This window comes from Mesorhizobium sp. M0051, from assembly GCF_040323235.1.
Taxonomy (GTDB): domain Bacteria; phylum Pseudomonadota; class Alphaproteobacteria; order Rhizobiales; family Rhizobiaceae; genus Mesorhizobium.
In genome coordinates this window covers 15,090-29,569 of sequence record NZ_JAMYUT010000040.1, presented here as the reverse complement: position 1 = coordinate 29,569, position 14,480 = coordinate 15,090, and the positions used below count along the sequence as shown (strand labels likewise).

The following is a 14,480-nucleotide window of genomic DNA, read 5'->3' as shown; positions in this document are numbered from 1 at the left end:
GAAGCGACCTTGCCAGAAATGCCCGGTTTTCTTTTGCCGCGCATGGATGGTGCCGGCATAGGCACTGGTGCACCTTGGCAAGCGCGCGCCGCAGGCCATCCGGGTCTGCCGGTGTCGAGATCAGGTGCACATGGTTCGGCATCAGGGCCAGATGCCGACATCGGCGGCGCGGCAATGCTCGACTAGGAGGGCCTTGTAGAGCGCGTAGTCACCAAGCGTGAAAAACACCTTGGCGCGCCCGTTGCCGCGCTGGGTTACGTGGTGCGGCAGACTGGGCACGACAATGCGGGCGAGGCGAGCCATGGGAGCAATCTACACGCAATGAAGGTCGAACGAATATGAATAAAGTGCACTGTCACCGTAATTCCTCGCCGCATCGGCGGACGGGCGAAGATGGCAAAAAGTGCACTGTAATTCGAAATCAATCCGATATTGCAACGATGCTTCTCTTCTCTGATAAAGCGGAACTCCCGAGCGATGTCATTTTTTCTAAGAAATCCAGTAACCTGGAAGAGTTAGTGTTGTTTTTTAGTATGAAAATTTCTTGCATAAATATCGGTATTGAAGAAAGAGGTATCTCCTCATCCTCATAGTAATCATGGAATCTAACAACCTCGCCCAACCCAAGAGATTTGGCGGCCACCAACAATTCATGATGAAGCTCGACATCTAGTGGGACTGATTTTTTTGGGGCGCCACTTGCATCAAGGATTGAGAAATCTAGCGACATTAGACTCTATGGCCTCCCTGGAAAGGCTGTTACCAATTCACCCTTTGGATTGGTAACAACAGACATTACCGACGTCGGTTGTCCTGTTGACCTGTCAACACCAATATCCCTATTCACGTCAAGGGTGCGAACAAAGTTTCCATTTGGCTGCACGGTCGCCTTTTGCTGCGTCGCCAAATCTATTAATGACTCTACATCCTCACCGTTGCTAAACTTACTTTTATCCGCATACTTCGATATGCTGTTAATTGTATGACGATCTACGGTATGCTTCAAACCTTTTGCAGTAATTTTTATTGATGGATTCAATAATAGAGGGGTTTCTTTTACGACTGCTTTTAGTCCATTTTCAACTAACGCTGCCCCTATTTTCTCCTCGGGTAGCGCCACACTCAGCGCAAGGCCCGCCACGCCTAGCCCAATTTTTCCCTTATCTTTTTCTTTTACTCCCTCGTATATCGATTGCAAGTCTCCGACCGGAGTAGCCGATACAATCGCTTTTCCTGTATTAACGGCGGCATCAACGCCCGCATGTCCAGATATGTCGGCCTGATTGCCGATGTAACCTCTGGCGGCAACAGCTCCAGGGCCTCCGCTGAAAATACCCCCTCCGCCAAATAGGCTTTCCCATCCGTGGCCATTCCGATCGCTTTTGTTGACCGGGTCATTCTGAGAATAGGCATACCGGTTGGTGCCAACACCTTCCTTGGTCGGATCCCAATCATCCGGCGAAATAAACCGCCCCAGCACCGGGTCCATGTAGCGTGCATTGAGATACAGCAGTCCGGTCTCGGCATCGAAACGTTCGCCGACGTAGTTCTTCTGCGTCTGGAAGCCGGTGTTGAGGCTTTCGCCATAGGTGGCGTAGCTGGTGCCGTCGACGACGGTGCCCGACATGTCGGTGACCTGGCGCACGGAGGCCAGATGCTCGCGGTGCAGGAAGTATTTGGTCGTGCCGACGACCTTGATGTCGGGATGCGGATAGCGGGTATAAACCTCTGCTCCGGGTATCGCCGGATTGATCTCGACATTGGCGTCGGGATAGAGCGTCGTGGCGAAGCTCGATGACTTCCTGGCACGCGCCCCGTCCGGGCCGTAGGCGAGATTGACGGTGTTGGAGGCGCGCGTGACAGTCTTCAGCCGGTTGGCCTCGTCCCAGACCAGCGTGCGGCTGCCGTCCGATGTCAGATTGCCATTGGCATCATAGGCCATCGCGTTGGCGCCGACCGAGACCGGCGCATGCGGACGAGCTGCGCTCGCCGAAGGATAGACATAGGTACCAGCGACACGCGTGCGCGAAATCATGTTGTCGTTGGCGGCATAGGCGAAGGTTTCGTCGAGCGTGTTGTCGCCGAGATTGTCTGATGAGACCAGCCGGTCGGCATTGTCGTAGACATAATTCCAACTGCCTGGGGGAGCGGCCCCGACAATGTTGGTGATGCGGCCGAGAGCATCACGCGTGAATTGCCGGTCCATCAGCATGCTGGCGCCGAATGCGTTGGTGATGCGCGTCAGCCAGCGCCGTGTCGGCGAGTAGGTGAAGGACGTTTTTACGCCGTTGGCGTAGGTGATCTCCTTGGTCTGGCCGTCAGCCTCGTAGATGGTCGAGGTGATGAAGCCGGGAGCGGAATAGAGCCTGTTGCCGGCGGTGTACTGCAAGTGGTTGGTGTTCGAACCGAAGTCGAGCTGAACGGGGAAGTATTGGACATATACGTTCTGGCCGGAGCCGTCGTGGACGTTGAACGTGGTGTTGGTGATGCCCGCGATGGTGGCATCCTGACGGGCAACCTTGCCGAGACCGTCATAATTGTAGAGCTGGACGGCGGCGGCGTTTTCCGAGCGGGTCAGCTGGCCGATGTTGTAGTAGCCTGATGCCGCCTGGTCGTGGGTGTTCTGCGTCAGCGTCACCGGGCCGCCGCCCGGCGCGGTGGCCGTCTTCAGCGTCAGCCGGTCCATCTGGTCATAGCTGAGCGTGGTGACCGTGCCCCTGGCATCGGCCTGGCTGACCAGCCGGTTGGCGGCGTCGTACACATAGGTCCAGGTGCCGAGATCGGGATCGGACGCCGACAGCCTGTTGCCCAGCATGTCGTAGGTGTAGGTCCAGGTAGAGCCGCCGGGATCGGTGACGCCGATCAAGCGGCCGAGCAGATCGAAGGTGCGGATATCGGCAAGCTGAAGCCCCGCAAAGTCGCGAACGACACCCGCGATATCGCCGTGCGCAGACCACGCCGTTCTGGTCTGATGGCCAAGCTCGTCAGTCGTTGTCACGGCATTCAGCCGTGGAGTGGTGGCGGCAGCAGTGGCCAATTCGTTCAGATAGCTGCGCTGACTGGCATCCGGATTGACTGTCTTTGTCAGCCGGTCGGCCCAGTCATAGAAGTTGGTGGTCCACTGCGCGGCCTCGCCGACAAAGCGCGGGAAGGCAGTGCGCAGCACATTGCTTCGCCCATCGTAGTCAGTCTCGACGACGCGTCGTGCACCGGCCGCCGTCTCGCCGGGAGCCTCCACCCGATAAACCCGGCCAAGGCCGTCATAATAGGAGACGATAAAGTCCTCACCCGCGCCATTGGGCAGGGGAGTGTATTTGACCAGCGCTTGCGCCGCAGGATTGCCTTCGTTGAAGAACTGCGTCCTGACATAGGCACCCAGCACGTTCTGTGAGACCTGGTAGGGTCGGCAGAACGCATCGTAGGCGAAGGTCCTGACGATGCCGTTGGGGTCGGTCTTCGTCATTGGCAGGCCACACACCGCATTGTAGGCGGCGGTTGAGACGAAGCGCGTGTCGGCCGGTTGTCCGCCCGTTGCGAAATAGCGCGGCGCCCGCTCGGTTATCGGAAAGATGTGATAGGTCGTCCCGTAATCCCACTCGGTCCTGTTGCCGACACCGTCAATGGCCGCGGTCCTGTTGCCATAGGCGTCGTAGGCAAAATACTGATTCACCGTCTTGCCCGCGGTGACATCGCTGAAGGTCTGCACCCAGGTCAGGTTGCCCTTGGTCGGCACCGCCCAGACGTCGGTCGTGTTGCCGTCGTAATAATTGTGCCTGTAGCTGACATAGGGATCCGTGCCGGCAAGCCCGGCATGCGTGCGCTCGGCGATCAGCGCCGAGACGATGTAGGCCGAGGTGTTGGGCGAGAAGAAGCGCTCGGTCCAGGTCTCGTCGCCACCGACATCGGTGCGGCCATAGTCCTTGAGGCTGGTGACGTTGTTGTAGGCATCGAAGCCCCGCTCGACGCGCAAGTTGCGCGCGATGTTCTCGGTCAGCGTCGTGTCGGTCGCCGTGTTCTGCACTGTGTAGGGTTTTGTCGCCGCATTGACCGCATAGGTCTCGGCCACCTGCTTGTGCACGGTCCCAGTGCCATCCTTCCACACTGTCAGCGCTGGCAGGCCGTAGCTTGCCAGATCCTGCCGATAGGTGGTCTCGATCTTTGAGGCTGCCGTCTCGCCATTGGCCAGCGGTTTTGTCTCGACGATCGAGGCAAAGCCCAGGAACTTGCGCGCCGCCGGATCGTACTTGCCGCCGGCATAGGTGTAGGTGGTCACCGCCGTCTGGCCGCGGCCATCACCGACAGAGAGCTTTGACACCGCATGCACCAGTTGCGGCAGGTAGTTGTTCGTCCAGGTCGACGACGGCGTGTACTCGACCGCCACCGTCCCTCCCAGCTCCGTCGTGATCTGCTTCACCAGGTTCGGATTGCCGGTGCCGGCATTCGAGATGATCATGCTGGTATAGTTGGTGAAATCCGGCAGCCCATCGCCGTTGAAGTCGCCGATTACGTCCCCGACTGTTGGAATCGATGCTGGCCGCGGGAGATTGACCGCAGCGTAAGTCGTGGATGAGGAGGGTTGAAGAGAGTAAACTTTGATCAAACGTGTTTCACCCGGGCCCACAACAACGTTGTCGCTCAGCGTAAAAACATCCGTTTTTCCATCATTGTCAAAATCACCCAGAATTGCCTTGCCGCCAAGAATATTGGCGGTAGCTGTGAAGCTTTTAAAACCAACGCCGGTCGACAGATATACGGTGATCTCGTCGGCGCTTGATCTATACCTGGCAACGTCAGTCGCACCGTCGCCGTTGAGGTCCGCAAAGACGCAGGAGCCAGGATTCGAGACTGTGTCAAACTGGCAATTTATGTTGAAGGCAGTTCCGCCTGCTTGCCATTTGCCGCTGGAAAGGACGCCCTTTTTGAGGGTGGTACTCACAATGAACAAGGGTTGTTGCTTGCCATTGCCGAGAAAATCACCAACGCCCATGCTGGTGTCGGTGAATGTGGTGCGTTTCTCGAGAGTATCGATTCCGTCGCCATTCGTGTCAGCCGCGAATGACGGATTTGCGGGAAGAGTGGAAACATTGCTGTAGCTTGGCAAACTGCTGCACAGGGCCTCATAGCCCACAGGCGCTGGGCTGCATGCAACAGTTGTCATCGCGAGATTGGCGTCCGGCAGCACCAGCGAAGGGGTCGCTGAGTAAGTGTAAGTGCAAACCTCCCCATTATCACGCGTGCTATGACAGGAAGCTGTTTTCGTATTCTGATACTGGGCAAAATCCATCGCGTTCTTGGTCGCCAGGAAGCGTCCAGGACCCAAGACGGTCAACACAGAGCTACCTTTCGGTGTAAGATCGGTGCCGAGTGATGACGTCGTTGTTGAAGTTGTACTGCCAAACAAACTTGCTACGTCAAAAGGCACACCATTGCTGCCGAATTTTATTATTCTTTTGTAGTGTTGTGTCTTCTTCGACGTCAATACTTCGTGATCTCCGGTCGATCCTCCTCCTCCGTTGGTGGTTGTTGTCGTCGTCTCAGCATATTCGCAACAAAGTTCATCTCGACCGTCGAAGTCGACATCGAGGTTTTCTTTTGGATTCGCGTAAGTTGGATTGTCACCAGATGTCGGGATGTGCTCGTAGATCGGCGTGTTGACGGTGGTGTAGTTCCAGCCGGCATCCTGATAGGCCATTTGTCCAAGCGATTTCGACGTCCCGCCGCCGATGGTGCCATCGACGGCGATTGTTGCATCGGTGCCGTAGTGGGTGACCTGGGTCAGCCGTGAGGTGTTGGAAAATGGCGCCTGGTCATAGGTGAGCCTATAGGCGCCGCGCACCGCGCCGCTAACGGTGATGCCAATCGTCTTGATGCGTTGGCTGGTCAGAGAGATGTCGCGGCCATTGCCCATCAGGATCAGGTCGGGACGGGTCTCGTAGTGGAATTTTACGATGGTGCCGTTGTAGCTGACGCTGTCGGGATAGCAGACCGGGCTGGCCGGACAAGTGTAGCTGTATGAAACGCTGTTGCCGTTGGTGTCGGCGACCGAGGTCAGCAGCCAGCGGTAGCTCATGGCAAGGTCATAGGCCGGCGTGCCGGCGGTTGGCGTCAAATTGGCAACCGCCGCTACCGAGCGGAAGGTCGAGACGGTGCCATCCCTGTCGGTCACCCTCCATTCATTGGTGCTGCTGTTCAGCGCAACGCGGCGGTAGCTCTCGTTCTCGGTCGCATGCGTGCCGCCGGTCGCACACGACGGCGAGACCATCCCGGCAACGCACGCGACCACCGCCTGGCCGTCGAGCAGATAGATGTCGTTGGCATCGTAGGCCGGCATGCCATAGCCCGGCGTGGCCCGCTCGATGACATCGAGACCATCGAGCCCCCATCCATAGCCGAGCCAGCCCTGATAAAGGCCACCAAGCTTGCTCTTGCGGGATGAGTTATAGTTCAGCGCGATCTGCGGCTCGATGCCATGGAAGGCAGGCACATCGATGCCGATGGAATAGCCCAGATTGCCGTTACCCGAACTCTTCGGCAGATCAACCTTCGGCGTGCCAATGGCTTCTGGATCGCCGCTGGTCGTGGTCGCCAGCGTAGTTGCAACGGCCGGCGCCTCGGGGGCGGCCTCCGTGTCGGTCGTCTTGGCCGCCTTGCCGCTGCTCTTGGCATCCGCAGCCTTGGTATCTGTCGCCTTGGCATCCACCGGCTTGGCGCCAACCTTGGCCGCCGCATCCGGGCTGTCGGTTGCCGCACTTGATGCTGCATCTCCCGCCGTCGGCGCCGCAGTGCCCGACGCTGGCGTGCCACCTGCCGGCTGTGCGCCTGATCCCAGTGCCGCGCCGCCATTCCCGAAGCCGGCAGCAGATGTTTCTGTAGCCGCGGAAGAGCCCCGGCTCTCCTGCGCGAACACTACTATCCCTGCACTTCCGCTAATATAAGAGACAGCAGAAATATCCGCGCCCACAACACTCAAGGCAAGCACTGCGGCGCCAACAAGAAACCGTTTCATGAGTCCCCCAAGCCAAGTTGCCTATCGGTACTCATCTTTCATTTTGGGAATACGACGCCAAACTGTAATAGGATACTTATCAACAGAGTTATTTGTGGAACGACGCTGAGGACCCAGCTCAACCCGTAGATCCCAGTATGATGCGTGCCAGTTCCGATGGATTCTCCACCGCTGAAAAGTGCCCAGTGTTCTTGAGTGTGAACATGCGCGCGTTGGGAAGCAGTGCCCGGGTCCGCTCGCGCTCGTCGGGGCGCGACCAATCGCTGTCGCCATAGATGAGCGTTACGGGTGCAGAGACGAGCCGATACCGGTCCCGCGCCGCGGACCAGGATCGCCAGCCTGCGAGCACCTTGCGTGCGATGCGCTTGTATCCAGGGCGCTTCGCGACGCGGCCGAACTCGGCAAGAAGGTCGGAAGGAAGCTTGCGCGGATCGTGATATCCCCCGCCCATGATCTTGCCGAGTACCATCTGGTTTTCCATCCAGGCATTGAATGGGCCTAGAACTGGGACTTGCAGACTTCCGATGATGAAATTCGCGAGCCAGTTGCCACGTCGGAGTCCATCTCCGTAACGGGTTTCGTAGTCATAGGGATTGCTGGCGAAGACGCGCTTGACCCGTTGCGGAATTGCGGCCGCGACCGTGAGCGCCAATGCGCCGCCGATCGATTCGCCCACAAGCGTGACGTCGGTGAGGTTGAGCTTCTCGATGAAGCCGATGACGCCTTGCCTGAAATACGGCTCATCGAAGGGTGCGAGTGGGTCGATCGGCGAGTGACCGTGTCCAGGGAGATCGATGGCATACACCGTGTACGACTCGGCGAGCAGGGGTGCCAAACCGCGAAAGTACTCGAGCTGCGTGCGGATCGTATGCATAAGGACCAATGGTGGCCCATTGCCGGTCTTTTCATAACGCAGAGTAAGCGTGTCCGATATCTGCAGAAGGTTGGGTCTGGGCGAGGTCAGCATTTCAGCTCTCTTCTTTGTGTATGTCGGGAATGAGGACAGGTGGTCTCAGTCAAGCCGCGCGCCGGCCAGCTTCGTCGTCCCAGCGCCGGAACAAGGCGCTGGCATTGACGCCCCCAAAGCCGAAGCCGTTGCAAATCGCGTAATCCATCGCCAATGGCCGGGCTTGGTTTGCGACGAAATCGATACCGTCACCGGCCGGATCGGGAGCGCTCAAATTGAGAGTGGGCGGGGCTACCTGGTCTCTGAGCGCCAGGATGGTGAAGATCGCGCCAAGCCCACCCGCGGCTCCGAGCAGATGCCCGGTCGCCGACTTCGTGCCGCTGACGGCGATATTGAAATCCCCGCCGAAGACGCTTTTGATTGCCGCCATCTCTCCGAGATCGCCCACCGGCGTGGAGGTCGCATGCGCATTGAGATGACGAACCTCATGCGGCGAGATGCCAGCCTGGGCGATTGCGATCTCGATGGCACGGCGCGCGCCATCGCCATCCTCGGGACCGGAAGTCACGTGGTGTGCATCCGCCGTCGTGCCATAGCCGACGAGCTCGGCGAGCGGCTTGGCGCCGCGCGCGAGCGCATGGTTCAAATCCTCGATCACCAGCACGCCGGCTCCTTCGCCCATGACGAAACCGTCGCGTGACGTGTCGAATGGACGAGAGGCTTGATCAGGACGATGATTGAAGGAGGTCGAAAGAGAGCGTGCCGCTGCAAAACCACCAAGGCTGACGACATTCATGCATGCCTCGGTTCCGCCGCATACGGCGATATCGGCTTCATTGGCGCGGATGAGGCGAGCCGCATCGCCGATCGCCTGGATGCCGGCCGCGCACGCCGTGACCGGCGCGCCGAGCGGGCCTTTGAAGCCATGGCGGATCGAGATGTGGCCCGCCGCGAGGTTCACCAGGAAGGATGGCACCGTGAAGGGTGAAAGACGGCGAACACCGCGCTGATCAACCGTTCGCACGGCTTCGGTTATCGCCGGGAAGCCGCCGACCCCCGAAGCGATGATCGTCGCCGTACGCAAGCGATCTGTCTGCGACACGGGTGCCCATCTCGCCTGGGCAAGCGCCTCATCCGCAGCCGCCAGTGCGAAGAGGATGAAGCGATCCACCCGGCGCTGGTCCTTCGGAGCCAAGATCATATCGGGATCGAAGCCGGACTCGGGGTCTTCTTCCACGCAGGGGACCACGCCGCCGACCTTCGCCGGCAGGTCGCTCACCATATCGTCCGGAAGCTTCCGGACCCCGGAGCGACCGGCCAGGAGACGCGACCACGACGCCTCGACATTGGCGGCCAGCGGCGTGACCGCCCCTACGCCCGTAACCACAATCCGTCGCATCCATTCTCCTATGGCTTGGGCGTGTCGGTCGCGCTGTGCATGCCCTTCAAGCCGCGACTGCTTTGCGCACTTGATCGGTCGCCGCATCGAGAAAGGCCTTTGCGAGGTCCGGGTCGTTGACCGCGCGCGAGAGGACGACCGCACCGACCATCATCGAGAGAATGGCCCTGGCCTTGCCGCTGGGCTGCGCGCCGCCGGCCTCGCCGACCCATGGTCCCAACATCTTGAGGTATTCCCTGATTCCGGATTCGAACGATGCTTTGACGTCGCTCCCCTGCCTGGCAGCATCCGAGCCGAGGGCAACAACCGGACAGCCGTCCATCTTTTCTTCGCGATGCCCCGTGCTGAGATAAAGGTCGATCACCGCGCCAAGCGGATCCTCCGGTTTCGCAGCGATAGCACCCGACCATCTGCTGGTCGCATGTTCCATCGCCCGGCTAGATGCCTGTGCCGCCAAGTCCTCCTTCGATGCGAACTGCTTGTAGAAAGCGCCTTGGGTCAGCCCGGCGCCCTTCATCAGATCCTTGAGGCCGATGCCGTCGAAGCCGTGCTCCCGAAAGAGCCGGCTGGCCACATCGATCACGGTTTGCCGGTTCTGCTCAGCCTGAACGCGACTTACGCGCATCATCATCTCCATATTTAGATTGCGTCCAAAATCTATATGTCAGTTAGAGACCGAACGCAATCTATCAAGAGGAGATGCGGGACGGATGCTCGCCACGTGAGCGGTGTGGCGGTTTGTCGCGGACCGAATATGTCTCCTTTTTAGATTGCGCTCGAAATCTAAATGGTATAGAGTTCGACCGCAATCTAACAAGGGGGATACGAAGATGGTCCGCAGAATCTCGGGCGACGCAGGACACAGCATAGAGAATGAACGCAATCTATTTCGACGTAAGGCGATGGGCATGAAAAAGAGACCGGTTATTATGCTGGGTGCGATCCTGATCGCGGGGTCAGGGTTGATCGCGGTGTCAGCGGCGACGGCATTCGCCACATTTGCCAGTTCCGCGCAGGAAGCTTCCGCCTCGACCGACCCGAGGCAGGAGCCGCCCGTCGTCAGGCTGGCGACGGCAGCGCAAGTGAGCGGTTCCGAACGCAGCTTCACGGGCATCATAGGGGCCAGGGTGGAGAGCAATCTCGGCTTCCGCGTTCCTGGCAAGATCATCGAACGGCTCGTGAATGTCGGTCAGCAGGTAAAAGCCGGTCAGCCGTTGATGCGGATCGATGACACCGACCTTCGTCTCGCGCTCACTGCAAAGCATAATGCCGTTGTCGCCGCGCGTGCGATCGTCGCCCAGACCGAGCCGGATGAACGGCGATACGCCAATCTGCTGAAAGACGGATGGGTCCCCCGGCAGCGGTACGAGCAGGCGAAGGCCGCAATGGATACCGCCACGGCCCAGCTCGCCGCCGCCGAAGCGGAAGCGAAGGTCGCGGAGAATGAGGCGACCTATGCGGTCCTGGTCGCGGATGCCGATGGAACAGTGGTCGATACGCTTGGCGAGCCTGGTCAGGTCGCCTCTGCCGGCCAGGCGGTGGTTCGTGTCGCCCAGGCCGGCCCCCGCGAAGCTGTGGTCGCACTTCCCGAAACGATCCGGCCGGCGATCGGCTCCGCGGCCGAGGCCAGCGTCTACGGGGGTGATGAGCAACGCCACGCGGCACATCTGCGACAATTGTCCAACTCCGCCGATGCCCAGACCCGCACCTATGAGGCCCGCTATGTGCTTGACGGTGAGGCAGCGGCAGCGCCGCTTGGCGCGACGGTAACCATTCGCCTTGCAACCCAGGCAAGTCAGCCGGAAGTCCAGGTGCCGCTTGGGGCAGTGCTCGACGACGGCAAGAAGACAGGCGTTTGGGTCTTGGACAACGGCACGTCGACCGTACACTTTCAACCGGTCAAGCTTGTTCGTGTGACCGGCGAATCCGCCGTGATCTCCGGATTGGGTTCCAGCGATCAGATTGTCTCGCTCGGCGCTCATCTTCTGCAGGAGGGCGCTCGCGTCAGGACTGCTTCCGAAAGCGGGAGCAACTGACGATGAACCTCAATCTTTCAGCGATCGCCGTTCGCGAACGCGCCGTCACCCTGTTCTTCATCCTCCTGCTCGTGGCGGCTGGCGCCTACGCGTTCCTTATGCTCGGGCGGGCGGAGGATCCCAACTTCACCATCAAGACCCTGACGGTCACGACGGCATGGCCGGGCGCGACGGCCCGCGAGATGCAGGACCTTGTCGCCGAGCCGTTGGAGAAGCGGCTTCAGGAGCTCACCTGGTACGATCGGGTCGAGACGACCACGCGGCCGGGATACGCCTATATGACGGTCACGCTGAAGGACAGCACGCCGCCATCCGCCGTGCAGGAAGAATTTTACCAGGCCCGCAAGAAGCTCGGGGATGAAGCCCGCAACCTGCCGCCCGGCGTCTACGGCCCCTTCGTCAACGACGAATATTCGGATGTGAGCTTCGCCCTTTATGCGCTGAAGGCAAAAGGCATGCCGATGCGTGAGCTGGCCAGGCAGGCCGAGACCATTCGCCAGGATCTTCTGCACGTGCCTGGCGTCAAGAAGATCAACATCCTCGGTGAACGTCCGGAGCAGATATTCGTCGAGTTTTCCTATGCCAAGCTGGCAACCCTCGGCGTGTCCGCACAAGATATCGTTGCGGCCTTGCAAAGGCAGAACACCGTCACGCCGGCGGGCTCGATCGATACTCAGGGGCCGCAGGTCTTCATCAGGCTCAACGGCGCTTATGACGGTGTCCAGGCTATCGCCGACACGCCGATCGTTGCCGGGGGGCGGACGCTGAAGCTTTCCGACGTTGCACAGGTCCGCCGCGGCTACGAGGACCCTCCCACCTATCTCATCCGACGCCAGGGCGAGCCCACCATCATGCTCGCGGCCGTTATGCAGGAGGGTTGGGACGGTCGCGCGCTCGGCAAGGCGCTGGAGGACAGGACGGCGGCCATCGCACGGACATTGCCGCTTGGGATAACGCTCGACAAGGTGTCCGACCAGGCCGTCAACATCACCTCGGCGGTCGACGAGTTCATGTTGAAGTTCGCGATGGCGCTCGGCGTCGTGCTGCTGATCAGCCTGCTCAGCATGGGCTGGCGCGTCGGCATCGTCGTGGCGGCCGCCGTCCCGCTGACGCTTGCCGCCGTGTTCCTCATCATGCTGGAGACCGGCCGGTTCTTCGATCGCATCACGCTCGGCGCCCTCATCCTGGCGCTCGGTCTTCTCGTGGACGACGCCATCATCGCCATCGAGGTGATGGTGGTGAAGATGGAAGAAGGCATGGATCGCATCAAGGCGGCGGCCTACGCCTGGAGCCATACCGCGGCGCCGATGCTGTCGGGAACGCTCGTGACGATCGCTGGGTTCCTGCCCGTGGGCTTCGCACGCTCGACGGCCGGCGAGTACGCCGGCAACATCTTCTGGGTCGTGGGGTTCGCTCTCATCGTCTCCTGGATCGTCGCGGTGGTCTTCACGCCCTACCTTGGCGTCAAGATGCTGCCCGCGATCAAACCGGTCGAAGGCGGCGTTCACGCCATATACGACACACCGAACTATCGGCGCCTACGGCGGCTCATCATCTTTGCCGTGCGCCACAAGTTCGTGACCTGCGGTGTCGTCGCCATCGTCTTCGCGCTCTCGGTTGTCGGCATGGGCAGCCTGAAACAGCAATTCTTCCCGACATCCGACCGCCCCGAAGTACTGGTCGAGGTTCGCCTGCCGGAAGGCACCAGCATGGAGACCACGACCGCCACAGTGGAGAAGCTGGAGCACTGGCTGGACGGCCAGCCCGAAGCCAAGATCGTGACGAGCTACGTCGGTCAGGGCGCTCCGCGCTTTTTCTTCGCCATGGCGCCGGAACTGCCTGATCCCGCCTTTGCCAAGATCGTCGTGCTGACCCCGGACGCCGAGGCGCGCGAGGCGTTGAAGCACCGGCTCCGGGAGGCGGTATCGCAGGGGCTCGCTCCCGAGGCCAATGTGCGCGTCACACAGCTTGTGTTCGGACCCTACACACCGTTTCCTGTCGAGTTCCGGGTCATCGGGCCTGATCCCGCGCAACTCTATAGCATCTCCGAGAACGCCCTCACTATCATGCGGGGCGTCCCGGACGTGCGACAGGCCAATCGCGACTGGGGCAACCGCACGCCCGTACTGCGCTTCATCCCTGACCAGGATCGGCTGAACCTCATCGGGCTGTCGCCTGCGGAGGTGGCCCAGCAGCTGCAGTTCCTGCTCACCGGCATTCCCGTCACGCAGGTCCGCGAGGACATTCGCAATGTCCCGATCGTGGCGCGCAGCGCTGGGGCTGAGCGGCTGGATCCGTCGCGTCTGGCGGATTTCTCGCTGATGAGCCGGGACGGCCGCCAGATTCCACTCGACCAGATCGGTCATTCGGAGGTCCGTCTTGAAGAGCCGATCCTGAAGCGCCGCGATCGTCTGCCGGTTATTACGGTCCGCTCGGACATCAATGAGGCAACGCAGCCTCCAGAGGTCTCCAAGCAGGTCATGACGGCCCTGCAGCCGCTGATCGCTTCCCTTCCGGCCGGCTATCGCATCGAAATGGGTGGATCAATCGAGGAGGCGACCAAGGCCAACACTGCTTTGGGCAAGATCTTCCCGGCCATGATCGCCGCCATGCTGATCGTCATCATGCTGCAGGTACGATCCTTCTCGACGATGTTCATGGTAGTGCTGACGGCACCGCTTGGGCTCGTCGGCGTCGTGCCGATGTTGCTCACCTTCAACCAGCCTTTCGGGTTCAACGCCATTCTGGGCCTCATAGGACTGGCCGGCATCTTGATGCGCAATACGCTGATCCTGACGGAACAGATCAAGGAGAACCGTGCTGCCGGTCTTGACGACTATCACGCCGTCATCGAGGCCACCGTGCAACGCACGAGGCCCGTCATCCTGACCGCTCTCGCCGCCGTGCTGGCCTTCATCCCCCTTACGCACTCCGTGTTCTGGGGATCGATGGCCTACACACTGATCGGCGGCACGGCGGCCGGCACGGTGCTGATCCTGCTCTTCCTTCCCGCTCTTTATGCCGCCTGGTTCCGGATCAAGCCGACTGCGGATGAGGCCCATCAGGCTTCGACCGAAGAACCGGAATTGCAAACAGCGATGGCCGCCGAATAGGGCACTGGTGTCGGAGGAG

General features: G+C 60.3%; 7 protein-coding genes. 2 read left to right on the top strand and 5 right to left on the bottom strand.

The features are described from left to right. Positions 1-141: 141 nt before the first annotated feature. From NKJ90_RS29575 to NKJ90_RS29555, 5 genes are all read right to left on the bottom strand, one after another. Complete coding sequence (locus NKJ90_RS29575) at positions 142-303, bottom strand: hypothetical protein (protein ID WP_245266632.1); 162 nt, start codon at positions 301-303, stop codon at positions 142-144. A gap of 433 nt (positions 304-736) precedes the next feature. After that, positions 737-7,006 (bottom strand): RHS repeat-associated core domain-containing protein, encoded by a 6,270-nt coding sequence (locus NKJ90_RS29570; RefSeq protein WP_352487464.1) that lies wholly within the window; start codon positions 7,004-7,006, stop codon positions 737-739. A gap of 118 nt (positions 7,007-7,124) precedes the next feature. Beyond that, complete coding sequence (locus NKJ90_RS29565) at positions 7,125-7,973, bottom strand: alpha/beta fold hydrolase (protein WP_023759618.1); 849 nt, start codon at positions 7,971-7,973, stop codon at positions 7,125-7,127. A gap of 49 nt (positions 7,974-8,022) precedes the next feature. Continuing rightward, positions 8,023-9,312 (bottom strand): beta-ketoacyl-ACP synthase II, encoded by a 1,290-nt coding sequence (gene fabF, locus NKJ90_RS29560; RefSeq protein WP_023759619.1) that lies wholly within the window; start codon positions 9,310-9,312, stop codon positions 8,023-8,025. Between the two features lie 46 nt (positions 9,313-9,358). Then, positions 9,359-9,937 carry a TetR/AcrR family transcriptional regulator gene (locus tag NKJ90_RS29555; RefSeq protein ID WP_023759620.1) on the bottom strand — a complete coding sequence of 193 codons (579 nt, stop codon included), beginning with the start codon at positions 9,935-9,937 and terminating at the stop codon, positions 9,359-9,361. 283 nt (positions 9,938-10,220) lie between these two features. On the opposite strand from NKJ90_RS29555, the gene NKJ90_RS29550 reads away from it, so the two are divergent. Both NKJ90_RS29550 and NKJ90_RS29545 read left to right on the top strand, forming a co-directional pair. Further along, entirely contained in the window at positions 10,221-11,348 is a 1,128-nt protein-coding gene (locus tag NKJ90_RS29550) for an efflux RND transporter periplasmic adaptor subunit (RefSeq protein WP_023759621.1), read from the top strand. A gap of 2 nt (positions 11,349-11,350) precedes the next feature. Continuing rightward, a complete protein-coding gene (locus tag NKJ90_RS29545) occupies positions 11,351-14,461 on the top strand; it encodes an efflux RND transporter permease subunit (RefSeq protein ID WP_023759622.1) in 3,111 nt (1,036 codons plus the stop codon). The last annotated feature ends 19 nt before the right edge of the window (positions 14,462-14,480 follow it).

Bases quoted from the DNA above. Each gene is read 5' to 3' on its own strand.
- NKJ90_RS29575 (WP_245266632.1), bottom strand. From the start codon at position 303: ATGGCTCGCCTCGCCCGCATTGTCGTGCCCAGTCTGCCGCACCACGTA.
- NKJ90_RS29570 (WP_352487464.1), bottom strand. From the start codon at position 7,006: ATGAAACGGTTTCTTGTTGGCGCCGCAGTGCTTGCCTTGAGTGTTGTG.
- NKJ90_RS29565 (WP_023759618.1), bottom strand. From the start codon at position 7,973: ATGCTGACCTCGCCCAGACCCAACCTTCTGCAGATATCGGACACGCTT.
- fabF (WP_023759619.1), bottom strand. From the start codon at position 9,312: ATGCGACGGATTGTGGTTACGGGCGTAGGGGCGGTCACGCCGCTGGCC.
- NKJ90_RS29555 (WP_023759620.1), bottom strand. From the start codon at position 9,937: ATGCGCGTAAGTCGCGTTCAGGCTGAGCAGAACCGGCAAACCGTGATC.
- NKJ90_RS29550 (WP_023759621.1), top strand. From the start codon at position 10,221: ATGAAAAAGAGACCGGTTATTATGCTGGGTGCGATCCTGATCGCGGGG.
- NKJ90_RS29545 (WP_023759622.1), top strand. From the start codon at position 11,351: ATGAACCTCAATCTTTCAGCGATCGCCGTTCGCGAACGCGCCGTCACC.